Source organism: Enterococcus quebecensis, assembly GCF_001730365.1.
GTDB lineage: Bacteria > Bacillota > Bacilli > Lactobacillales > Enterococcaceae > Enterococcus_L > Enterococcus_L quebecensis.
This window is the reverse complement of record NZ_MIKB01000001.1, coordinates 124,366-146,864: the sequence shown is the minus strand read 5'-3', so window position 1 is coordinate 146,864 and position 22,499 is coordinate 124,366. Positions and strand designations below refer to the sequence as shown.

The window sequence follows — 22,499 nt, the reverse complement described above, 5'->3', positions numbered from 1 at the left end:
CCTCTTAGCTGTAGTATGCCTTTTTTTTTAAAAGTATGCCATCTAAATGACTTAAAATTATGTGACAATTTTGTTAGTGATTGTTTTTTTAACGTTCATAATTTCGTCAAAGTCTGGGTACACTTTTTTTAGAAAGTCGTGATACAATGGAGAAAAGAATAGGAGGGGTTAGAATGATGCCTTTTTATGGGATTTTTGATCCAACATATATTTTAGTTATCATAGGGTTGCTGATATCAATGGCAGCATCATCTTATGTAAATAGTACTTTTAGAAAATACGATAAAATTCAAAGTCGAAATAACGTAACTGGCACAAAAGCCGCGCAATATATTTTACAAGCAGAACACATTAATGATGTTGGTGTTCAGCAAATTGCAGGTGATCTTACGGATAATTATAATTCTGGAAATAAAATCTTAAGTTTATCGGAAGCAACGGCTCAATCTACTTCGGTTGCAGCGATTGGTGTAGCTGCACATGAATGTGGGCATGCAGTGCAAGATCATACAGGATATAATCCATTGAAAATACGTGCTGCGATTGTACCTATAGCCAATATTGGTTCTGCCATATCCTTTCCAATTATTTTAGTTGGGGTGCTTTTGAGTTGGAATCAGGCGTTGATTAATATTGGTATATTCGCTTTTTCATTGGCTTTACTTTTTCAATTAGTCACACTGCCAGTTGAGTTTAATGCATCTCGTAGAGCGTTGAAAATATTGTCAGATGGTAATATTTTAACGGAAGAAGAAGTACCTATGGCTAGAAAAGTTTTGTTTGCGGCAGCATTAACATATGTGGCAGCAGCATTATCTACATTTTTACAATTGCTTCGTCTCATTATTTTATTTAGTGGTAATAATCGCAGAAACTAAAACTAGGTTGCATCTTGTTTTATTACCTCAATTTTTAAGAGTGTGGTATCATAGAAATAGTTAGTAAAAGGGAGCTGAAAAGAATGAAAACATCAACAAAAATTAGTATTGGTTTAAGTGTAGCTGCAGTAGCGGGTATTTCAGTTGCAGTGATTGCGTCTGAGAAAATCGTTAAAAAAGTTTACCATGTATCGAATCGTTTAAAAGCAAAAAAATTCGTAAATGATAAGTTCGGCGGCAATGAAAAATTGCTAGGGATTGTAGATGATTTATCTGATGACGAGCTTGATTCTATGATGAATGTTTTAGGGAAAGTCAAAGATGGTAGAAAAAAAATCTCTTCTTATGGTGAGACTATAAAAGATAATACAGATAATTTAAAAGATTGTTTGTTCAGTTTTGTTGAAGAAATGATGTAAAAAAACAGGTAAGCTAGCAATTTTTGAAAAGTTGCTAACTTACTTGTTTTTATTTTGTGATTAATAAATAGCAAAATACAAGATCATCCATTCGTTTTAAAGAAAGTCCTGTTTGTTCATAAAACTTTTCTAGACGATAATGTAGGGTATTGCGGTGCATATATAGATCTTTAGCAGCAGAGCTGATGTTTCCCTGATTATGCCAGAGAGAAAGGATAATTTGCTGAATTTCCGTTGTTAAAACTAATTGTTTTCCAAACGTTTGGATGATTAAACTTTTATCTAAGGCATCTTTAGTAAAATAATGTAAGGCAACATCACTTAATGAAAAAGCTGATTTTCCACGAAGGTTTTCTGCTTCATCTTTAAAAATTTGCTGTTCTTCTTGAAATAATTTGGGCAACTGCTCATTAACAGGAAAAAAATTTCCTACAAAAACAGTTGTTGAAGTGTCAAAATCAGCATCCAATGTCAAAAAAATACTTTGTAATTCCTCCAAGGTATAGTTTTTTTTAGTGTATTTTTCAATTAAAATACCATTGTTTTCGTTGAGGAAAAAGAAATCCTGCAAGTTAGGAAAGATTTCTGTAATGCTGTTTTCCCATTCCGTTTGTAAAAACGCTTTCGGTTTTTTGAGTTGCATTTGCATTATTCGGAAAGAACCTTGTAGTTCAATGATCGTTTGATTGAATAGGTAACCGAACCAAGGGTGTTTTTTTTGATTGATACAATAGTCATTTGACGGAAACATTTTTTCTAACAAACGAATTTCTGTTTCTTGTAATGTTTCTTTGGCAATGATAAAATACTTTTCATCAATCCGTAATGAAAGGTCATCACCTGTTGATTCTGTTTTCTGAATTTTTCCTAAAGGATATAATTCCATTAATTCCTCAATAGTCATAGACACACCTCACTAAACTATTGTACCATGAAGTAGGTATAATAGTTTAATGATAATAAAGAATGAAAGGCGGAAATTGCTTGAATCGAAAGACGACAAGTCTAACTATAGAAGAAAAAGAAAGATTTATGTTAGAAGCTATTAAAGAAGCGAAAAAGGCAGAAGCCATTAAAGAAGTACCGATTGGCGCAATTGTTGTATTAGATGGGCAAATTATTGGACGTGGATCAAATTTTAGAGAAGAAAGTCAGGATGCAACAGCACATGCTGAGATGTTTGCTATCAAGCAAGCCTGTAAGGCGATTGATAACTGGCGATTAGAACGAGCTCAATTATTTGTTACACTAGAACCTTGTCCCATGTGTAGTGGTGCTATGATTCTTTCAAGAGTAGATGAGGTCTTTTATGGTGCGAAGGATCCAAAAGGTGGAACGGCCGGCACATTGATGAATTTATTAGAAGATGAACGATTTAATCATATAGCATATGTAGAGTCAGGAATTTTAGAAGAAGAGTGCGGAAGTTTACTCTCAAATTTTTTTAGAAAACTGAGGAATGAAAAGAAACTTTTAAAAAATCAACAGAAAGACTAGCCAAGCATCAAAAAATGCGGTATACTAAATCTTGCCGAAAGGCTAGGACAATGGTGGGCTTATGAAGCGTGTCAGATCCGGAAGGAAGCAGCACTAAATAAGTGCCGCCATGTGTCTGAATTGAATATGATTATAACGAAGACTGATAGGTCTTTTTTTATTTAGTCTGAAACTAAAAAAATAAGATAAATAAAGTGCCTCTAAAAGCTAACTTTCATAGTCTAGCTTTTAGAGGCACTTTATTTACTTTTGAAGTTTTTTTTGATTTAACAAGAATAAAAGAAATATCGAGCAGAAAGAACAAATCAACCCAAGTTTGATCATTATGTTGTTATAGACAAATTGTACTTTGTGGGTGCCTTTTGTTAATTTTACCGACATGAAAATAGGTTCAATATTATCTAGTTCTATTTTCTGTCCATCAACAGAAGCCTTCCAATTTTTATTATAAGAAATTGGCAAGATTAATGTTTCGTTTTTTTCAACATTTGTGGTTAAAGTTATTTTGTCTATGTCGTATTTTGAAACGACGGAATCTTTTTTAGCACTTGAATATAGTTTGTCCATATCGTTAATGAATGTTTGTTTATTAGTCGTAGCTTCGTTAAATGTTTTAGTATCCACGAGGTATGAAAAGCCTAAAAAATTTTTATTTTCATATAAGTTCCATTTTTTATCGTTAAAGGTTGTGGTATCTTTTAGCGAATAATCATCTGAATTGTCCAAAGTTTTGGGTGTCATGTAGTATTTAACAGCATATAAAGAATTGAGAGAAACATTCGTTTGGAACCCGTATGATCTCCAAAAAGCTTGGGCACCTTTGTATTTATCAACCAAAGTCTGGGTATTTTTATTAATAATACTGAACCAATACGTTAAACCATAGTAATTATTCAGCATAGCAACGTTTTCTGGACGCCAATTAATACCTGTTAAAGAATCGTTAGAGACTCTGAAAAATGGGTCCGCATCGTTATCATGATTGCTAAATTGGTTGTAAGGAGAGTCGGTATAGACTTTAGCATTTTTAAATGGAATAAACTCTGAACGCCAATTTTTAGCAGCATTTCCACCAGAGCGAGAGATTGATGCGCTCTCAGAAAAAGCTGACAGAAGGTTTACAGACACATTGGCAATCACTGAAACCATAATTAATGCGTAAATTAAATGAATCTTCTTGCGATTTGACCCAATATTTAAAGAATGTTTAGATACCATATACATAAAATTATCCAGAGTGTAGACAAATATTCCGCCAAAAAGAATATGAAGGATATAGTACCATCTTTGATTAGTTTGGCCAAATCCATTAAATAAATACCCGGTTATAGGTAAAGTAGACGCAAATAGTCCGATGCTTAAAAAGACAATACATTGATACTTCTGCTTATTATTGGGTAAAAATATAAGGAATAAGATAGATACTAATTGCAAAATAACGACCCCGCTAAGGTAGGGTGAGTTGTTATAAAAAGGGTGAGTTAAGTAGGTGAAAAAATCAAAATCAAGTTTAGGTATATAATTTTGTTTGTTAAAAATAATTTGAAATGGATCAAGTGTTTGTCTTTCACTGTTAAAGTAGGCTTGTATAGCTGGAAATAAAAAGGGTGAAGACAAAAAAATTCCTAAAATATAAGCATAAAAAGTTTTCAATATAGTTTTAATAAAAGATCGTATTTTAAATCCTCGAAAAAGTAATCTGACGGGCAAATAGATAGCTAAGATAAGAGAAGACATAAATAGAAAATAGAAACCGCATAAGCCAGCGTAACACACAGCAAGGACGAATAGAGTAAATTTTTCTCCATTTAGAATCTTTTCAATACCCATTAAAATTAAGGGGGTATAGATTAAAACAGAGAACCATTCAATGTAGCATAGCCCGCCATATAGTGCGAAACCGCTGAATGTATAACATAAAGCAGATAATATTGATGAGAATTTAGAAAATTTTAGATAGTTAAAATAATACAAAATAGACAATCCAGACAACCACATCCTTAAGATAATCATCGCTGAAAATAAAAATGCACTATTGTTTTTTGTAACAAATATAGAGAGTAGATTTAGTGGATCGCCAAAACCATAATAATTTAATGATCCTATGATGTCTTCTCCCATACCTATGGACAAATCGAACGAAGGCAATACCCACTGGCCGCTAAGTAAACCAGAAACGAAGTTTTGCAAATATCTTCCAGTATACATAAAGGCTGGATAATATTGTCCGACACCATCTATATTCCAAATTAAGGTATAGTTATTGATCATTAGAGGCATGAATCCAACAATACATACAATTAAAAATAAGATCGTAAAGGAAGTAGTTCGACTTTTTATAATTAGATTTTTATTCATAATACGCTCCCAAATAGAATTTTCAATGTTTACAGTATAACTAACCCAAGTGCATAATAAAATTTTGAGCTTCAATCACTTTGTACGGTTTGTTTTTGATGTTCCTGCAGGGGAGTTTTTGTAAGCAATGAAAAGGATATAGGTTTTTCATTGCTTACAAAAAAGCCTGCGAAGGCTTCCTTATAACTCAACGTAAGCAAATGACTGTGTATTACCACATAATGGGCATTTCAAGTCTTTTTCGTCGGGTTTGGTTTTGATCAGAACGTAACCACAAGCTAAACAAGTGTACCTTATCAGCTTATCATTGCTCTTTTTAGTTTGAAATAATTTCATAAAAATGATTGTAACTTAAAAATGAAAGAAAATCAAAAAAAAATTATAAAAAGAACGTAAAAACCGATTGGAACTAAAGGATGTACTACATATCCTAGTTTATAATGAGTAGGAATCGTTCTTTCCGATTTAGTCGATCTGTGTGATTGTTAAATAGAAATGACAGGTCTGACTGTTTAACAAATACGTTGCTTTTAGTTTTGATTTATTGAACAATTTTTCTATTAAATAACGTAAAAACATTTCGGTTGCACAGGGCTAATGTTTTTGATATATAAGCTAATATCTTTTATATCGGAGGATTAATAACATGAAAAACTTAAATAAATGGGCATTCTTTTACTTTTCACCTGAACAAAATACAGTTATTAATAAAAATGAATTAGGATCTTGTACATTCATCACTGTAGGTTTTGATCCTAAAGCAAAAGAAGATGGTAGTGTTATTGAGGTTGCTAAGAAACTTAAAGCAGAAGGGGTTCAAATGATTGAGTTGTGCGGTGGATTTGGTCCGAGTTGGGTGACCAAAATTTGTGAGGCATTGAGTTATGAAATTCCAGTTGGTACTGTGTCATATGGACCAGAATTTCGTCAGCAGTTATTAAATATTATGATTTAATTAAAAAATCCCCATTTAAAAGCCGAACTTAAGTCTCTCTTTTAAATGGGGATTTTTTAGTTATATTTTAAAAGCTGCGACCGCCGCCGCCAAACGTTCCGCCTCCAGTGGAATGAGTGCTACTTCCACCTCCTGAACCACCACTACGAGAATTATTTCTAGGAATACGGCGAGTTGTAACAAAGGAATTGATTAAAGTATCATTTCGCCTTGTTAAGTTCAAGTTGGATTTTTCTCTAAATGGATAGTGGTATGTGCCGAATTTTAATTGATATTTTGAAATGTTTACGATAAAGAACACGGCGCTTAAAATGATTGCAGCAACAAAAGCAATGATTATTTCGGTTGTAGTCAAAGATTTAAAACGAGTGATTTTGCCAGTTTCAGTGTCAATACGATAGTGTCCGCCAGGGACGCCTTGATCGATATAATGGCTAATATTTTCTAGAAAACTCTGGGATGCTTGGAAGTAATTACCGTTTTTCATACTAACTTCAATGTCATCCAAAGTACGATTAATTCGTTTATTATCCATATAATCAATCATATTCCCAGAAGTTGAAATAATAAATTTTCGTTGATTCATATCTATATAGAAGGTAATTCCATTTTGATCTTTTCCAATACGGTCTAACATATAGTAGTCTGCAAATCGATTAGGATCAATATCGTTGTTATTATTTGATACAATATAAACTCTCGCTTTTGCTTTGTTTTCAATCGGAGCGATTAATTCTTTTAATTGAATTATTTGTTCTGATGTAAAGAGAGAGGCTTGATCATCAATTGAATCTTCTGCCGCTTGAACATTTAAAGAAAAGCCGAAAAGTAGAAAAATAATTGATAATATACTAAGAATAATTTTTCTCACATAAACCAGCCTCCAATCAGGAAAATAGCTAACAATACAGCGAAAATACCAAAGGTGAATAATCCTAATCGTTTATAACTAATAGGTAAAATTCCACTAACTTTTCCAGTTTGTCCATTCATGGCATAGTAATAAACTTTTTTTGACTGCTCGTTGCTTCGATAGGTCACTAACCAAATTGGTAACAGCATATATTGATTTTTTTCGCTTTCTAAAGAAATATCTGTGCGTAAATTAGTTAATGTGGTGTATCCGGAAGCAGTGTCTCTTAATAATGATTCTGAATAATCATTTAACTCACTTTCAACAGTATTTTTGATTGCTTCATATTCAATATCTCGTTTTTCCGCTTGGAAGCCAGCTAAATATTGGCTTTTAAAAGGTACAGCTTTGTCTATTTGGAAAGGTTGAACGGCTTCAACCATTTTTTGCTGAACATTTTTAGAAAGAGCATTTTTGATTAGTTCTTTAAAGGCAATTTTCCCTTGACGTTCTACATCAAATTGTTTTGTTTCAGTATATTCAATGTCACCAATACGCCAAATACGAATAGTCGTTCCCAGAGCGTTCATCTGACCATCAACTTCTGCATTTACGACCCAATAAGGGAAATAAACACCAGTCAATTTATCAATTTGTTCTTTATTGAAAAAGTCTTTAGGAATAAACCATTTTTTCTTTGTCCAAGCTAAAAATTTTTCAATAGCTTCCTCTTTTTCAACAGCGAAAGGCAAGACTTTTTCGGGAAGAAATTGTCCGCTTAATCGGCCAGATAAAACAACTGGGTTATGACAATAGTAACAATAAGTAGCTGCAGTTGTTGCTTCAGTGACAATCTGAGCGCCGCAACTTGGACAATTGAATATTTCCATTACACCTTCCAAAGAATCTTCAGCGTTTTCGTTAGCACCTGTTGCTTCTTTGAAAGAGGATTTTTCTTCGTCAGTCATTTGATCGACTTGGGACTCAGCTGTGAAGGTGAGTTCTTCTTTATTAAGTTGAGTGGAGTCATCTTCTAAATGAGCGTCTCGTTGCGCGTTCTCATAGGCGGTAACTTCCTCTTCTGTAAAGATACTTAAGCAGTATTCACAATGAAATTTTTGATCTTTTGGATCAAATAATAAAGGACCACCACAATTTGGGCATTTATGTGTAAAAGTATCCGTCATGATTTTTCCTTTCTTTTGATAAATAATTAAATACAGAAAGTATCAACTTTTGTTATTCCTTTGTTATTGGTTATGTAGAAAAAGGGCCAGACGCAGTTGCCAAGCCCTAGTCTTTTTGGATTTATAAAGGAATGCCTTGGAATGGTTTACCACAATGAGGACAGAATTTTGGAATACCATTTGATAAATCGACTATTTCTTCGCATTCACTGCATTTCATTTCTAATTTTGGTTTTTCATTCGTTGGTTTTGGTGTACCGCAATTAGAACAAAACTTACCAGTATTTTCTGTTCCGCATTGTGGGCATGTCCAATTGTCAGTAGAGGCTTGAGCATTTTGTTGCGGTTGTTTTTCTTGCATTTGTTGTTGATTGGTTTGTGATGCTTGTGAAAAATAATTGCCGCTAGTATTCATACCCATGCCAACGCCCATAAAGCCGTTCATAGCACCAGCTTCATTATTTCCAGCTGCTTCCATACCACGAGCCATAGATCCTTGAACATACCCCTCACGAACACTTGGATCACTAAGCATAGCACCTTGATTTCGCATATTGATCAATTTAGTCGAATCATCGGTATATGAAATGCTGGCTACAGCTACAGAAACGATTTCCATGCCACGTAATTCACGCCATTCATCATCTAAAACTTGGGCCATGTATTTACTCAATTCTAAACTTTTAGATGGGACATAAGAAATACGTTCACCATCAGCAGACATCTTATTGATGGTTGATTGAAGTGCTGTTAAAAATTCAGATAAATATTGTTCGTTGATATCGTTGATGTCAACTTGATTCTTATTTCTAGGAATCGCATTTGAGAAGAATAACAATGGATCTGTGATTTTGATTGAGTAATTCCCGTGTGCGCGCAAAAATAACTCAGCATTATAAAAATTATCAAAATAATTGATTGGTGAAGAGGTTCCAAATTTGATTCCTTTTATTTCTTGTAAATTGATATAAAAAACTTGTTGTTTTTGAGGTGTAACACCGCCAAATTTAAAACGATCAAAAGTTTCAGAAATTGCGTCTTTTAAAGAGCCATTAAAAGCAGAAGGAGCAGAATCATTTTTGACTGTGTAGTAGCCTTCCTCGGCAGTATAATCAATGATTTTTCCGCCATCGACTAAAATCATCATCATATTAGGGTAAACATGGATAACAGAACCATCTGTTAAAACGTCTTCTGTTCCTTTACGATTCGATCCGCGTTTATCGTTTTTACGAACAAAAACACCTTTTGTCATGACGGTTGTGTCACCCATGTTTTCAGGTTCAATAACTTCAATCCATTGATCCGCTAAGCCGCCGCCTAGTGCACTTGTTGCTGCTTTGATTAATCCCATCCTAAATTCCTCCTAAAATTGAAAGCATAGTTGGCTTTTTCTGAAATGTTTGCCCGTCTAGCTAATATAAAAAGTAATAAGTAAAAATAGTATACCATATGATCCCTTAATAAAAATACCGCTAAGGACTGATTATGAAATGAAAGTAGCGAGTGAAACCAGGTTGGGATAGCCAAAATTTTTATATTTTTGCTAAAAGCTTCATTTTTCTACCTTAGGGGGTAAAGGATAAGGTATAATAAATTATAAATACATTGAATTGAAAAGTTGGGGGAGTAAGAATTGGAAAGAAGAGAGAGAAAAAAATCAAAAAAACCGCTAATTATAGCTGTTGGTGGAATCACAATAGTTGCTGCAGTTGGAGGTTATTTTGCTTATGATATGTGGCAGAAAGGGCAAGAATTAAAAAAAGTTGAAAAATCTGCTGATATGTTTTTAGAACATTTTTCGAAACAAGAATTTGATCAATTTTCTGACTCATTAAGTGACTCATCTGTTAAGCAAAGTGGCTATGACAAGTCCCAAGTTGTCGAAAAATATCAAACAGTTTTTTCAGGGATTCAAGCACAAGGAATCAAAAGTAAAGATGTAAAAATTACTAAGGGAAAAGATGGTAACTTTACATTTTCATACACTTTAGAAATGACCACGCCTTTAGGAAATTTGAAGAACTTGGCGTATAAAACAACGATCAAGAAAGACGGAGATCGTTACAAAGTTGAATGGGCGCCAAATTTAATTTTTCCTGGTATGTCAGGTCAGGATAAGGTATCAATTGGTGTAGATTCCGCTATTAGAGGAGAGATTGTTGATCGTAATGGTGAGGGATTGGCAGTTAATCAAGCATTTGATCAAGTAGGTCTTGTTCCTGGAAAACTTGGTGATGGACAAGATAAGGCAAATAATATCAAGGCTTTCAGCGATCAATTCAATATTCCGGTAGACGAAATTGAACAAAAATTAAAACAAAATTGGGTTAAGCCAGATTCATTTGTGCCAATGAAAATTTCTTTTGATCCAATAACAACCTTGCCCACAGGTGCAGCATCTCAAGACAAGACCATTCGTTACTATCCATTGAAAGAAGCATCTGCTCAATTAATTGGTTATGTAGGAATGATTACTGCAGAAGATATCGAGAAGGATCCAACGTTAAGTAGTTCCGGTGTGATTGGTAAAGTAGGTTTAGAACAATCTTATGATAAGGAACTTCGAGGACAAGATGGTGGGAACATCACAATTACCGATGAACAGGGTGCTCCAAAAGTGGTTGTTCAAAAAGTGGATAAAAAAGATGGCGAAAACATTCAACTAACTATAGATAAGAATGTTCAGTCCCAAGCATATAATATTTTTAATAACCGTCCTGGTAGTGCAGTTATTATGAACCCGCAACAAGGAGATTTATTAGCAGCGGCCAGCTCGCCATCTTTTGATCCAAATAAAATGGCAAATGGTATTTCACAAGCGGATTATGATGCGTATGCCAATAATGAGAATTTACCGTTCACAGCAAGATTTGCGACAGGATATGCGCCAGGTTCTACTTTTAAAACAATTACAGGTGCCATTGGTCTGGACGCTGGCACATTGAAACCAGATGAAGAAATTGCAATTAATGGGTTAAAATGGCAAAAAGATGCCTCTTGGGGAAATTATTTTGTCACCCGTGTGAAAGAAGCAAGTCCAGTTAATTTAAGAACTGCTTTAGTAAATTCTGATAATATTTATTTTGCGGAGCAAACGTTACGTATGGGTGAAGATACGTTTAGAAAAGGGTTGGATAAATTTATTTTTGATGAAAAATTAGATTTATCGATTCCAATGAACCCAGCACAACTTTCTAATGAAGATAAATTTAAATCAGAAATACTATTAGCAGATACAGGGTATGGGCAAGGGCAATTGTTAGTGACGCCGATCCAACAATCTACAATGTATACTGTATTCCAAAATGAAGGGAAATTAGTCTATCCAAAAATTGAGTTGAATAAAGAAACGAAGACGAAAGAAAACGTCATCAGCTCAAATGCGGCAAATACGGTCGTAACAGATTTACTTGGAAGTGTGGAGGATGAATCAGGATATGTTCACAACATGTACAATCCTGACTTTTCACTAGCAGCTAAAACAGGAACTGCTGAAATCAAGGATAAACAAGATACTCTTGGAAAAGAAAATAGTTTCCTTTTAGCAATGGATCGAAGTAATAATAAGTTTTCAGCTATGATAATGGTAGAGGATTCCAGAAAAAATGATACTGCAACAAATATTAGTAAACCTCTGATTGATTATTTAGAGGCGAACATCAAGTAACAAAAGGGACAAAAGTATAGTGATTGCTTTTGTCCTTCTTTATTCGTTTTAACTTCTCGTGTTTTTACGAAGGAATAAAAATATGCTACAATAAACCAACTAACATGAAGAAAGAAAGGATTTTTTTTGTGCGGATATTAGCGATTGATACCTCCAATCAGACATTGACAGTTGCTGTTTGTGAAGAGAAAAAAATAATAGGACAACATACAATCACAGTTAAAAGAAATCACAGTCTAACTTTGATGCCAGCAATCACGCAATTAGTGAAAGAGGTTGGCTTAATACCAAATGATATTGATAGGATCGTAGTGGCTCAAGGTCCAGGTTCTTATACAGGGCTAAGAATTGGTGTAACAACAGCAAAAACATTGGCGTATACTTTAAAAAAAGAATTAGTTGGCATCTCTAGTTTAAAAGCGTTGGCAGCAAATTGTGTCATTGTGGATGGGCCGATTATTCCAGTATTTGACGCTAGAAGAAATAATGTTTATACTGGCGCTTATGAATATGTAGATGGCGTGTTAACAACAATAAAATCAGATCGTCATATAGCCATGGAAGAGTGGCTTGAACAACTAAAAGAATACTCAAGCCTTTATTTTGTAGGAGAAGATGTTGAGAAATTTCGCCAATTGATTGAATCAGTATTACCGAATGCTCAGATCAATGAGTATCCTCAATGGCAAATACCTAATGGAGCAACTCTTGCGGAACTAGGTAGATTGGCCGAACCAGAAGCGGATCCTCATCACTTTTTACCGATGTATTTAAAACGAGTGGAAGCAGAAGAAAATTGGCTAAAAGAACATACACCTGAGGTAGAAAATTATGTTGAAAAAATTTAATCTTTTTCATAGTATTTTAGGTATATTTTTTAAAAATCGACCGTATGATGAAAAAATGGTAGAGATTTCAGAACAAGAATATGCTGTACGTGCAATTGTCCTTGATGATATCAAGGATTTACTTTCAATTGAAAGAGAAGTCTATGCGGGAGAATTACCATGGACGAAAACAGCTTTTCTAGTAGAACTTCAATCGCCAGATCCTCATCTATATTTATTGATTCAAAAAAATAATCAGACAATTGGTTTTATTGGTTGCCGAATTTTTGGTAGTGATGCTCATATTACAAATGTTGCTGTTTTGACAAAGGAGCAGGGAAAAGGAATTGGCAGTTTTTTAATAAGGGAAATCCAGCAATTTGCTAAAGCAAATAATTGTGAGACGATTTCTTTAGAAGTTAGACTAAGTAACAAAAATGCCCAGCGTGTTTATCGACAACTTGGGTTCTTGTCAAATACGATTAAACCTAATTATTATACGGAAGATAAAGAAGATGCGCTAGAGATGATTTTATATTTAAAAGAAGTGTGAATCGATGTATTATTTAAAGGGAAATATACCATCAAAAGATCCTGCAGCCCCGCTTTGGTGTTTAAGCGAAGAGTCATACCTTCATGGATCACCATGGTCATTAAAACAATTTGAGGTTGACTTAGCTCAAGAGAAAAGTGAATATCTTGTGTTAATAGAAGAAAATCAATGGATTGGTTTTATCAGTTATCACTGGGTTTTGGATGAAGTTGATATTACCCATGTTGTAATCCATAAAGAGTTTCAGCAACAAGGGTATGGTAGCAAAATGATAGATCAACTCATCAAACAGATTGGGGAGAAAAAAATTAGTCAGGCGTTTTTAGAAGTTCGTGTCTCTAATTTAAATGCTCAAAAATTATATGAAAAAAAAGGATTCAAAACAATCAACCGTCGGAAAAATTACTACAATCATCCCAAAGAAGACGGAGTTGTTATGTGTTTAAAAGTTAAGGAAGTGAATCAATGACTTTTTTTAATAAAGAAAGAAAATTAATCTTAGCAATTGAAAGCAGCTGTGATGAAACCAGTGTTGCGGTTGTTGAAGATGGTGATAAAATTTTATCAAATATTGTGGCTTCTCAAGTGAAAAGTCACCAGCGCTTCGGTGGAGTTGTACCAGAAGTAGCTAGTCGTCACCATGTGGAAGAAATTACTTTGTGTATTGATGATGCTTTAAAAGAGTCTAGGATAGAGCCTAATGAGTTAAGTGGTGTAGCTGTTACTTATGGGCCGGGCTTAGTAGGAGCTTTGTTGATCGGAATTTCTGCGGCTAAAACGTTTGCTTGGGCACACGATTTGCCTTTGATTCCAGTTAATCATATGGCTGGCCATATTTATGCAGCGCATTTTGAGGAACCTCTAGAGTTTCCTTTAATGGCATTATTAGTAAGTGGGGGTCATACGGAGCTTGTTTACATGAAAGAAACTGGATCCTTTGAAATTATTGGTGAAACAAGAGATGATGCAGCCGGTGAGGCCTACGATAAAGTGGGTAGAGTTTTAGGTTTAACCTATCCCAGTGGTAAAGAGATAGATGAGTTAGCGCATCAAGGCGAAGATACGTATCATTTTCCTCGTGCAATGATCAAAGAAGAGAATTATGATTTTAGTTTTAGCGGATTGAAAAGTTCATTTATCAATACTGTGCATAATGCGGAACAACGTGATGAAAAATTAGTAGTCAAAGATTTGGCTGCGAGTTTTCAAGCAAGTGTCATTGATGTATTAGTGGATAAAACAATTCGAGCATGTAAAGAATACCCAGTCAAACAATTAGTAATGGCTGGTGGTGTAGCGGCTAATAGAGGCCTAAGGGAGCGCTTAAGTAAGCAAACTTCCAAAGAATTGCCTGGTGTAACATTCATTGTTCCACCACTTAGATTATGTGGAGATAATGCAGCAATGATCGGTGCAGCGGCATTTGTAGAAGCGGAAAAAAATCATATCGCTGATTATAACTTAAATGCAGATCCTAGTTTAACTTTTATGACAATGTAAACATAAAGTCAATGGACAAGACTAGGCAGAGAGAGAAATATTTGCTATAATAAACCGAGTTTAATAGTGATTCATTGAAAAAGAGAGTACTTCATTATGAATTAACCAAGCGATTTCGGGAAGGTGAAAGCCGAAAATAATCGAATGAAGGAAACGTACTTTGGAGAATCTGCATAAGCAGACGGCTATCTACCGTTATAAGATTAAGTAGGTTCATCTTTTTAGAATGGACAATTAGAGTGGTACCGCGGGAAAATCTCGTCTCTGGTGTTTTTGACATCAGGGACTTTTTTGTTTTGGATTACTGCACGTCGTCTTAAGACAATAAACGTGTAGTAACTCTAAAAAAATCAAACGAACCATTATTTCTTAGGAGGATATATAATATGAATAACAAAGAAATCGTAGCAAAGGCTATTTTTGACGTAGTCAAAGATGATCTATCTTTAGAAGTAATTACACAGTTATTGGAAAATCCCAAATCTGTCGATCATGGTGATGTCGCTTTTCCAGCTTTTTCATTGGCTAAAGTATACCGTAAAGCGCCTCAACAAATAGCTGCAGATTTAGCAGAAAAAATTGCTAGTGAAGATTTTGAAAAAATTGAAGTAGTCGGTCCTTATCTAAACTTTTTCATGAACAAAAAAATGGTCAGCCAAGCGGTGATCGGTCAAATCGCTAAAGAAAAAGGACATTACGGAGACAGCACAATCGGAGAAAAAGGCAATGTGCCAATTGATATGTCTTCACCGAATATCGCTAAACCAATCTCAATGGGTCACCTTCGATCAACAGTAATCGGAAATTCAATTGCGTTTATTTTAGAGAAAATTGGTTATGCACCTGTTCGTATCAATCATTTAGGTGACTGGGGTACCCAGTTTGGAAAATTGATTGTTGCCTATAAAAAATGGGGCTCAGAGGAGTCGGTTAGAAATGCGCCTATCAATGAACTGTTACGTTTATACGTGCAATTTCATGAAGAAGCAGAAACCCAGCCTGAGTTAGAAGATGAGGCACGTGCATGGTTTAAGAAGCTTGAAGAAGGCGATGAGGAAGCAACGAAACTATGGCAATGGTTCCGTACAGAATCATTAAAAGAGTTTGATAAAATCTATTCAATGCTTGAAGTATCTTTTGATTCTTATAACGGGGAAGCTTTCTATAATGATAAGATGGATGAAATCGTAACGTTGTTAGAAGAAAAGCATTTGTTAAAAGAAAATGATGGTGCAGAGATTGTTGATCTATCAGCTTATGATTTAAATCCTGCTTTGATCAAAAAATCAGATGGTGCGACCCTATATATCACTCGTGACCTAGCAGCAGCTCTTTATCGTAAACGGACATTTAACTTTGCAAAATCATTATATGTCGTTGGAAATGAGCAAAGTAATCACTTTAAACAATTAAAAGCGGTGCTAAAAGAACTTGGATTTGATTGGTCAGCTGATATGCACCACATTCCGTTTGGGTTGATCACTCAAGGTGGTAAAAAGCTGTCAACTCGTAAAGGGAAAATTGTACTTCTGGAAGAAGTGTTGAACGAAGCGGTAGAATTAGCGAACAAACAAATTATGGAAAAAAATCCTGATCTGCCAAATCGTGAAGAAGTCGCGAGACAAGTTGGGATCGGATCAGTTATTTTCCACGATTTGAAAAATGACCGTTTGAATAATTTTGACTTTGTCTTAGAAGAAGTTGTTCGTTTTGAAGGTGAGACGGGACCTTACGTACAATACACGCATGCTCGTGCAATGAGTATTCTAAGAAAAGCAGACTTTGTCATTGATGAAACAAAAGAATATGCATTAGATGATAAAGACAGCTGGGAAGTAATTAAGTTGTTACAAAAATTCCCAGAAGTTGTTATTCAAGCTGCTGAAAAGTATGAACCTTCAGTTATTGCAAAACATGCGATTCAAGTTGCTCAAGCGTTCAATAAATATTATGCTCATGTCAAGATTTTAACGGATGACGAACAAAAAGAATCACGTTTAGCATTAGTTTATGCTATGGCCACAATTATTAAAGAAGATTTACGTTTATTAGGTCTTCATGCACCAAACGAAATGTAATATACAAAAAGCTGAGATCAAAACGCTAATGTTTTTGATCTCAGCTTTTTTACACGTTAAATTTTCCATGCCTGTTGCATTTGGTCTAATATATCAATAACATCTTTTGTCAAAAAGAGTGACCGGTTAGGTAAATTTCCTTCGATCATTTCAATCATATTAGTAATTTCGTAGTTTAACGCTTGATTGCTATCGCCAGAAACAATCGTTTCTACAGTACCATCATTAAAAAATATTTTTGCTTCATCTGCTCGAGGATATTCGTTTATAACAATGTATGCATCTTCAAAAGCAACGATACCTTGTTTCGGCATTTTTGCTTGGAAACTTAAAGAGATAGTAGCCATTTCCTGAGCCTCATTTTGAAGGATAGTTGCAGATTGTTCATCCACTCCTGTTGAAAAGGGCTGCATCACTGACGCAATAACTTGAGGCTGTGAAGTAAGAAACCAACGGGCAAATGATACTGCATACGTCCCAATATCTAAAAGAGCACCGCCAGCAAGATCAGGATTAAAGAAACGATTCTTTGGGTCAGGTTCTTTGTAACTACCAAATGGTGCTTGAATCATTTTTAATTTTCCAAATCGATTAGAATCAATTTGGCTTCGTATCTCTTGATACAAAGGCATATTGAAAATAGTCATTGCTTCAGCTAAAATTAAACCTTTTGCTTCGGCTAATTTCATGGCATCAGCTAATTCTTCACTGTTCATTGTAATAGCTTTTTCGCAAAGGACATGTTTTCCAGCGTCCAGTGCTTTTAAGATATGCTCAATATGTTGGCGATTGGGAACAGAAATATAGATAATATCAATCACTTCATCTGCCAATAATTCTTCGAACGATCCGTAAGCATTAGGAATATCATATTCTCTAGCAAAAGTTTCAGCTTTAGCTAATGTTCGTGACGCAACAGCCGCTATTCGACTATTTTCTTGTTGAAAACTTTCAGTAAAACTCTTGGCAATATCTCCAAGTCCGATGATACCCCATTGGTATTGTTTCATGATAATTCCTCCTTAGTATAAAAGCTGGTTGGGCTCATTTAGCCCAGAAAGTTAAGAATACAAGAGGTGGACAAGCTAATTAGTCTATGAATCTAGAACATATGAAATCCAACTTCTCATAACCTTATTATACATGAGAAGATCAAAATGATGGATTATTTTGGACAGAAGTGCTTAATTGTCTTATCATTTATGGGAAAAGGCTGAATGTTTCTTAAAAATACAGAAATAAGCGATAGAAAGAGATGCATTTTTTTGATATTTTCAGTAAAATAAAGAAAGGAGGCGAAAGTCATGCACCAAATGTATATAGATATTCTTATTGATGCAATTATAGAGCAGTTTGAAACGGAAGAAAAATTTTATACCGACTATCTCCAAACCTCAAAAGAAAATTGGGAGAACTGGAAAGATGGCAGAATCAATCTGACAAGCGAAGAAATGCAAAAAGTGAAAAATTTGTTTTCTGACTATGAGTGGATGCTTACACAGAAAGTTTTACGCCAAACGATTCTATTTCCTGAAAAACGAAATATAGCGGTCTCAGAGTATAAAAGATTAAAAACATTGATAGCTAAAAAATGGCTGCAATCAGGAGCGGGTATTGCTGAGTTGGTTCCATCTAAAGTAAACCGTGAAGAACAATCTTTTATTGATTTAAAAGTGACTGTTTCATATGGTGAGTGGGGATTTGATGACATTGTGAATTTCCGATTACCCGCTACGTTACAAGGACAACTGGAAGGTTCCAAAGTAGAATTGCTAGATTGGGTAAATGAAAATTTGATGGGTACTTACGTTGGTGAATAAGTAAGTAAGGGAGTTTTTTTTTGAAACAGATTTTAGGGATTTTATCCGTCATCATAGTATTAGGAGCTGTGATATTTGTTTTTTTTGGTCATGCAACATCAAAAGAAAAAACAACAAATATTAGTAAAGATACAAAAGAAACGAGTATAACTTCTTCAACAACATCTGAAGTACAAACAGAAATATCGACAACTACGACTACAACAGCTGTTGATTGATTGTATAAAAGAAAACTGATATAATCAGTCAGCCATTGTCCTAAACTAATTATTTTTTAGTGGTGGAACGAATACAAGACAAAGTAGGGAATGTATGAATAGTCAAAGGTATAAAAATAAAAAAAATAGAAAGACAAATCTACCGATGCTTTTTGCGGGGTTGTTGATTGTTGGAGTAGCATTTATTTTTTCAATCAATGTATTGTCAGACAGTTCAAAAATAGAGGAAGAACCCATTCAACAAGCGGAAAATGTATCAAAAGAAGGTTTTATTGACAGAATTAGTCCGCACGCAAAAGAATTACAAGCGTCGTATGGTGTATTACCAAGTATTATTATTGGACAAGGCATCTTAGAATCAAATTGGGGACAGAGTACATTAGCATCCAAGTATAATAATTTGTTTGGAATCAAAGCGTATGGTGATCAAAAAAAAGTTAACCTTGAAACAAAAGAATATGTTAATGAAGAATGGATTGTTATCCAAGGAGACTTTAGAGTCTATGGAACTTGGGAAGAATCGATGGATGATCACACGCGTTTGTTTGTTAATGGTGTATCATGGAATCCTCGTTTATATGAACGTGTTCTTTTAGCAAAGAACTATAAACAAGCTGCGCAAGCATTGCAAGATGCTGGGTATGCAACGGATCCAACATATGCTGATAAGGTGATTCATGTAATCGAAAGTTATGATCTTAATCAATATGATCGTTAAGAAACAACACTGAAAAGGAGTGTATTGGATGAGTGAAAAGTGGGTTCCGGAAATCGTTACGCCTTTAAAACAGGATATTGTTCAAGTACCTAAAGTTATTGCGCAAGCAAGTGGAATCCGAATTTTCGGCAAAAAGATTAAATCAATTATTTTTACAACAGATATTGCTATTATCCGAAATACAGATGCAAATGCAGTTATTGCAGTATATCCTTTTACCCCTCATCCCGCAATAACGAAAAGTATTATTGAAGCAGCAGATATTCCTGTTTTTTCAGGAGTAGGTGGAGGATTAACACAAGGTCAGCGATCCGCTTATATGAGTTTGTTTGCGGAAGCCCAAGGTTCAATTGGTGTTGTTTTGAATGGTCCTACCCCGATTGAAACGGTTGAAATGGTTTGTGAAGTCGTAGATATTCCTGTTGTGAGTACAGTAACTTCTGTTCATACTCCAATTGATGAAAAAATTGCTGCAGGAGTCACGATGATTAATATTAGTGCAGGGAAAGATACAGCGGATACAGTTAAATTTTTCCGCAAAAAATATCCAGAACTGCCAATTATTGCTACAGGTGGACCAACAGATACATCCATTTTGGAAACGATTGAAGCTGGCGCCAATGCAATTACATACACACCTCCTAGTAATGGAGAACTGTTTAGTCATAAAATGAATAAATATAGAAACTTAGAAAAAAAGAGTGACATTTAAATATCTCAGATTTGAAGGATATCTAGATCTTCACTGGGAACAAATAATCTTTAGATTTGATTAGGGACTCTGAAAATTTCAATGAAAAAATTAATTTTCATTGAAATTTTCAGAGTTTTGTACTATTGTATACTAATACAAGAAGCTTATATATGGTCATAATAAGGATGGCCGTTTCTACCCAACACCGTAAATGTTGGTCTATAAGTGAAAAAGTGTCTTAGACCCTTTTTTGCTTACGCAGAAAAGGTTTTTTTGTTTTTATAAAAGATGTCACATAGAAAAAATTGGTGAGGGAGTCGAATGGAATGGAAGAATTAGTACAACGAATCAAAGAGGACGGGCGAGTTTTAGGAGAAGGTGTCTTGAAAGTCGATAGTTTTGTAACCCATCAAGTGGATCCTAATTTAATGGAGGCAATCGGCTACCGTTTTGCTGAAGTATTTGCAGAGGCTAGTATCACGAAAGTAGTGACGATTGAAGCTTCAGGAATCGCTCCTGCACTTTTCGCAGCAAAAAAATTGAATGTGCCGATGATCTTTGCTCGCAAAGCAAAAAGCTTAACGATGGATGAAGAGTTATTAACATCTTCTGTTTATTCGTTTACTAAACAAGTAACAAGCCAAATATCTATTTCAAGAAAATTTCTATCTAGTGAAGATAAAGTGCTGATTATTGATGATTTTTTAGCGAATGGACAAGCAGCAAAAGGATTAGTTGAATTATGTCAGCAAGCGGGTGCCCAAGTAGATGGAATCGGTATTGTGATTGAAAAATCTTTCCAAGATGGTCGAGATTTACTAGAAGAGATGGGAATGCGTGTTGTTTCACTGGCTCGTATTGCTTCTTTGAAAAATGGAGAAGTCGAATTTCTTGAGGGGGATGCGTAAACTTGGACAGCAAAGAAAATCAAAAAGGACTCGTGAATCAAAGAGAAACTGAAAATGGTAAGGCAGCAGTTTTAGGGTTGCAGCACTTGCTAGCTATGTATGCTGGAGCTGTAGCGGTACCTTTGTTGATTGGTACTGGATTGAACTTCACTTCAGAACAAATGACGTATTTGATTTCAATCGATATTTTTATGTGTGGTATCGCAACATTACTGCAGTTGACTGTAAATAAATTTTTCGGCATTGGATTGCCTGTAGTTTTAGGGTGTGCGATTCAAGCAGTAGCACCATTGATTATGATCGGCAGTGATAAAGGTGTAGGGGCAATTTATGGTTCGATCATCGCTTCAGGAGTTTTTGTTGTTTTGGTGTCAGGAATTTTTTCGAAAATCAAGAAATTATTTCCACCTTTAGTGACAGGTACTGTTATTACGGTTATTGGATTGACCTTGATTCCAGTCGCAGTTGAAAAAATGGGTGGTGGGCTAGCTAGTGCTCCTGATTTTGGTGATGGAACGAACTTGCTTTTGGCTTTTGTGACGATTGGTCTGATTATTGTCGTTCAAGTTTGGGGTAGAGGCTTTATAAAATCGATTGCTGTATTAGTCGGTTTGGTAGGTGGTACGATTCTTTCTGCTTTGCTAGGGCAAGTAAATTTGGCGCCAGTAGGTGAAGCAACGTGGTTTCACTTTCCACAGCCGTTTTATTTTGGGACGCCGACCTTTGATATTTCTTCTATTGTTTTAATGATTATTATTTCCATAGTCAGTATGGTTGAATCAACAGGTGTTTACTTCGCTTTAGGAGATATTACTGGTAAGCATGTAGGTGAAGAAGAGTTGAAAAAAGGCTATCGGGCAGAAGGATTAGCCGTTGTTTTAGGTGGGATTTTCAACACATTCCCGTACACTGGTTTTTCTCAAAATGTTGGTTTGGTTCAACTTTCTGGAATCAAGACACGCCGTCCTATTTATTATTCTGCTTTTTTCCTCATTGCATTAGGTTTATTGCCGAAAGTTGGGGCAGTAGCTCAGATTATTCCCGAGCCTGTATTAGGTGGCGGAATGCTGGTGATGTTTGGGATGGTAGCTGTACAAGGCATGCGTATGTTGTCAAAAGTCGATTATAATAATGATAAAAATTTATTGATTATTGCGATTTCAATCGGATTTGGTTTGGGATTTAATATGATTCCGACGTTATTTCAACAAATGCCAGAAACAGTAAGAATGTTCACTGGAAATGGGATCGTTATGAGTAGTTTAACAGCGATCATTTTGAATTTATTATTTAATGGATTAAAAGGTGACGAACAAAACAATGAACTTTAATTTTGAAAAAACCGGACGTTTTTCCGGTTTTTCTT

General features: G+C 34.9%; 22 protein-coding genes, 1 other RNA gene, 1 riboswitch and 1 other annotated feature. Of the genes, 17 read left to right on the top strand and 6 right to left on the bottom strand.

Annotation, left to right across the window (positions count from 1 at the left end; genetic code table 11):
* Positions 1-173 precede the first annotated feature (173 nt).
* A complete protein-coding gene (locus BCR23_RS00670) occupies positions 174-878 on the top strand; it encodes a zinc metallopeptidase (protein WP_069633579.1) in 705 nt (234 codons plus the stop codon).
* Positions 879-961: 83 nt separating this feature from the next.
* Positions 962-1,297: a hypothetical protein gene (locus BCR23_RS00665; protein WP_069633578.1), complete on the top strand. Its 336-nt coding sequence runs from the start codon at positions 962-964 to the stop codon at positions 1,295-1,297.
* A 49-nt stretch (positions 1,298-1,346) separates the two neighbouring features.
* On the opposite strand, the gene BCR23_RS00660 is transcribed toward BCR23_RS00665, so the two are convergent.
* Positions 1,347-2,201, bottom strand: coding sequence for a helix-turn-helix domain-containing protein (locus BCR23_RS00660; RefSeq protein ID WP_069633577.1), 855 nt, complete (start codon positions 2,199-2,201; stop codon positions 1,347-1,349).
* A gap of 80 nt (positions 2,202-2,281) precedes the next feature.
* On the opposite strand from BCR23_RS00660, the gene tadA reads away from it, so the two are divergent.
* Positions 2,282-2,794 (top strand): tRNA adenosine(34) deaminase TadA, encoded by a 513-nt coding sequence (tadA, locus tag BCR23_RS00655; RefSeq protein ID WP_141706662.1) that lies wholly within the window; start codon positions 2,282-2,284, stop codon positions 2,792-2,794.
* A gap of 40 nt (positions 2,795-2,834) precedes the next feature.
* Positions 2,835-2,919, top strand: an RNA gene (ffs, locus tag BCR23_RS00650) — signal recognition particle sRNA small type.
* 118 nt (positions 2,920-3,037) lie between these two features.
* Here the strand turns inward: ffs and BCR23_RS00645 are convergent.
* Positions 3,038-5,152, bottom strand: coding sequence for a YfhO family protein (locus BCR23_RS00645; protein ID WP_069633575.1), 2,115 nt, complete (start codon positions 5,150-5,152; stop codon positions 3,038-3,040).
* A gap of 646 nt (positions 5,153-5,798) precedes the next feature.
* Here BCR23_RS00645 and BCR23_RS00640 point away from each other — a divergent pair.
* Complete coding sequence (locus BCR23_RS00640; RefSeq protein ID WP_069633574.1) at positions 5,799-6,107, top strand: DUF6506 family protein; 309 nt, start codon at positions 5,799-5,801, stop codon at positions 6,105-6,107.
* A gap of 67 nt (positions 6,108-6,174) precedes the next feature.
* On the opposite strand, the gene BCR23_RS00635 is transcribed toward BCR23_RS00640, so the two are convergent.
* From BCR23_RS00635 to BCR23_RS00625, 3 genes are all read right to left on the bottom strand, one after another.
* Positions 6,175-6,978, bottom strand: coding sequence for a TPM domain-containing protein (locus BCR23_RS00635; RefSeq protein WP_069633573.1), 804 nt, complete (start codon positions 6,976-6,978; stop codon positions 6,175-6,177).
* Positions 6,975-8,147, bottom strand: a complete 1,173-nt coding sequence (locus BCR23_RS00630; protein WP_069633572.1) for a TFIIB-type zinc ribbon-containing protein — start codon at positions 8,145-8,147, stop codon at positions 6,975-6,977. The genes BCR23_RS00635 and BCR23_RS00630 overlap by 4 nt, the downstream gene beginning before the upstream one ends.
* Positions 8,148-8,268: 121 nt before the next feature.
* Complete coding sequence (locus BCR23_RS00625) at positions 8,269-9,501, bottom strand: SPFH domain-containing protein (protein ID WP_069633571.1); 1,233 nt, start codon at positions 9,499-9,501, stop codon at positions 8,269-8,271.
* 282 nt (positions 9,502-9,783) lie between these two features.
* Between BCR23_RS00625 and pbp4 the strand changes: the two genes are divergently transcribed.
* The 6 genes from pbp4 (at position 9,784) to argS (ending at position 16,775) form a co-directional block, all read left to right on the top strand.
* Positions 9,784-11,817 carry a penicillin-binding protein PBP4(5) gene (gene pbp4 / locus BCR23_RS00620; RefSeq protein WP_069633570.1) on the top strand — a complete coding sequence of 678 codons (2,034 nt, stop codon included), beginning with the start codon at positions 9,784-9,786 and terminating at the stop codon, positions 11,815-11,817.
* 128 nt (positions 11,818-11,945) lie between these two features.
* Positions 11,946-12,665: a tRNA (adenosine(37)-N6)-threonylcarbamoyltransferase complex dimerization subunit type 1 TsaB gene (gene tsaB, locus BCR23_RS00615; RefSeq protein WP_069633569.1), complete on the top strand. Its 720-nt coding sequence runs from the start codon at positions 11,946-11,948 to the stop codon at positions 12,663-12,665.
* Complete coding sequence (gene rimI, locus BCR23_RS00610) at positions 12,649-13,197, top strand: ribosomal protein S18-alanine N-acetyltransferase (protein WP_069633568.1); 549 nt, start codon at positions 12,649-12,651, stop codon at positions 13,195-13,197. Before tsaB ends, rimI (BCR23_RS00610) begins: the two co-directional genes overlap by 17 nt.
* Positions 13,198-13,201: 4 nt before the next feature.
* Positions 13,202-13,666: a ribosomal protein S18-alanine N-acetyltransferase gene (gene rimI, locus BCR23_RS00605; RefSeq protein ID WP_069633567.1), complete on the top strand. Its 465-nt coding sequence runs from the start codon at positions 13,202-13,204 to the stop codon at positions 13,664-13,666.
* Positions 13,663-14,697, top strand: coding sequence for a tRNA (adenosine(37)-N6)-threonylcarbamoyltransferase complex transferase subunit TsaD (gene tsaD / locus BCR23_RS00600; protein WP_069633566.1), 1,035 nt, complete (start codon positions 13,663-13,665; stop codon positions 14,695-14,697). Before rimI (BCR23_RS00605) ends, tsaD begins: the two co-directional genes overlap by 4 nt.
* A 65-nt stretch (positions 14,698-14,762) precedes the next feature.
* Positions 14,763-14,966: a binding site (T-box leader), on the top strand.
* Positions 14,967-15,083: 117 nt separating this feature from the next.
* Positions 15,084-16,775 carry an arginine--tRNA ligase gene (argS, locus tag BCR23_RS00595; protein ID WP_069633565.1) on the top strand — a complete coding sequence of 564 codons (1,692 nt, stop codon included), beginning with the start codon at positions 15,084-15,086 and terminating at the stop codon, positions 16,773-16,775.
* Positions 16,776-16,831: 56 nt separating this feature from the next.
* On the opposite strand, the gene BCR23_RS00590 is transcribed toward argS, so the two are convergent.
* The gene (locus BCR23_RS00590; protein ID WP_069633564.1) at positions 16,832-17,785 is read right to left on the bottom strand and encodes a Gfo/Idh/MocA family protein; all 954 of its coding nucleotides are present in this window, start codon (positions 17,783-17,785) and stop codon (positions 16,832-16,834) included.
* Positions 17,786-18,079: 294 nt separating this feature from the next.
* Here BCR23_RS00590 and BCR23_RS00585 point away from each other — a divergent pair, with 294 nt between their 5' ends.
* The 6 genes from BCR23_RS00585 (at position 18,080) to BCR23_RS00560 (ending at position 22,464) form a co-directional block, all read left to right on the top strand.
* A complete protein-coding gene (locus tag BCR23_RS00585) occupies positions 18,080-18,595 on the top strand; it encodes a hypothetical protein (protein WP_069633563.1) in 516 nt (171 codons plus the stop codon).
* Positions 18,596-18,615: 20 nt separating this feature from the next.
* On the top strand, positions 18,616-18,813 hold the full coding sequence (locus BCR23_RS00580; protein ID WP_069633562.1) for a hypothetical protein: 198 nt from the start codon (positions 18,616-18,618) through the stop codon (positions 18,811-18,813).
* 94 nt (positions 18,814-18,907) lie between these two features.
* Positions 18,908-19,531 (top strand): glycoside hydrolase family 73 protein, encoded by a 624-nt coding sequence (locus BCR23_RS00575; RefSeq protein WP_069633561.1) that lies wholly within the window; start codon positions 18,908-18,910, stop codon positions 19,529-19,531.
* A 28-nt stretch (positions 19,532-19,559) separates the two neighbouring features.
* Entirely contained in the window at positions 19,560-20,243 is a 684-nt protein-coding gene (locus tag BCR23_RS00570) for a beta/alpha barrel domain-containing protein (protein WP_069633560.1), read from the top strand.
* A 126-nt stretch (positions 20,244-20,369) separates the two neighbouring features.
* Positions 20,370-20,467: riboswitch (purine riboswitch) on the top strand.
* 84 nt (positions 20,468-20,551) lie between these two features.
* Positions 20,552-21,133, top strand: coding sequence for a xanthine phosphoribosyltransferase (locus BCR23_RS00565; protein WP_069633559.1), 582 nt, complete (start codon positions 20,552-20,554; stop codon positions 21,131-21,133).
* 2 nt (positions 21,134-21,135) lie between these two features.
* Positions 21,136-22,464, top strand: a complete 1,329-nt coding sequence (locus tag BCR23_RS00560; RefSeq protein ID WP_071870044.1) for a nucleobase:cation symporter-2 family protein — start codon at positions 21,136-21,138, stop codon at positions 22,462-22,464.
* Positions 22,465-22,499 lie beyond the last annotated feature (35 nt).

Coding starts and splice junctions, on each gene's coding strand:
- BCR23_RS00570 (WP_069633560.1), top strand. CDS start 19,560: ATGAGTGAAAAGTGGGTTCCGGAAATCGTTACGCCTTTAAAACAGGAT.
- BCR23_RS00670 (WP_069633579.1), top strand. CDS start 174: ATGATGCCTTTTTATGGGATTTTTGATCCAACATATATTTTAGTTATC.
- BCR23_RS00645 (WP_069633575.1), bottom strand. CDS start 5,152: ATGAATAAAAATCTAATTATAAAAAGTCGAACTACTTCCTTTACGATC.
- rimI (WP_069633567.1), top strand. CDS start 13,202: ATGTATTATTTAAAGGGAAATATACCATCAAAAGATCCTGCAGCCCCG.
- tsaD (WP_069633566.1), top strand. CDS start 13,663: ATGACTTTTTTTAATAAAGAAAGAAAATTAATCTTAGCAATTGAAAGC.
- BCR23_RS00585 (WP_069633563.1), top strand. CDS start 18,080: ATGCACCAAATGTATATAGATATTCTTATTGATGCAATTATAGAGCAG.
- BCR23_RS00660 (WP_069633577.1), bottom strand. CDS start 2,201: ATGACTATTGAGGAATTAATGGAATTATATCCTTTAGGAAAAATTCAG.
- BCR23_RS00630 (WP_069633572.1), bottom strand. CDS start 8,147: ATGACGGATACTTTTACACATAAATGCCCAAATTGTGGTGGTCCTTTA.
- BCR23_RS00575 (WP_069633561.1), top strand. CDS start 18,908: ATGAATAGTCAAAGGTATAAAAATAAAAAAAATAGAAAGACAAATCTA.
- BCR23_RS00640 (WP_069633574.1), top strand. CDS start 5,799: ATGAAAAACTTAAATAAATGGGCATTCTTTTACTTTTCACCTGAACAA.
- argS (WP_069633565.1), top strand. CDS start 15,084: ATGAATAACAAAGAAATCGTAGCAAAGGCTATTTTTGACGTAGTCAAA.
- BCR23_RS00565 (WP_069633559.1), top strand. CDS start 20,552: ATGGAAGAATTAGTACAACGAATCAAAGAGGACGGGCGAGTTTTAGGA.
- BCR23_RS00590 (WP_069633564.1), bottom strand. CDS start 17,785: ATGAAACAATACCAATGGGGTATCATCGGACTTGGAGATATTGCCAAG.
- BCR23_RS00625 (WP_069633571.1), bottom strand. CDS start 9,501: ATGGGATTAATCAAAGCAGCAACAAGTGCACTAGGCGGCGGCTTAGCG.
- BCR23_RS00665 (WP_069633578.1), top strand. CDS start 962: ATGAAAACATCAACAAAAATTAGTATTGGTTTAAGTGTAGCTGCAGTA.
- rimI (WP_069633568.1), top strand. CDS start 12,649: ATGTTGAAAAAATTTAATCTTTTTCATAGTATTTTAGGTATATTTTTT.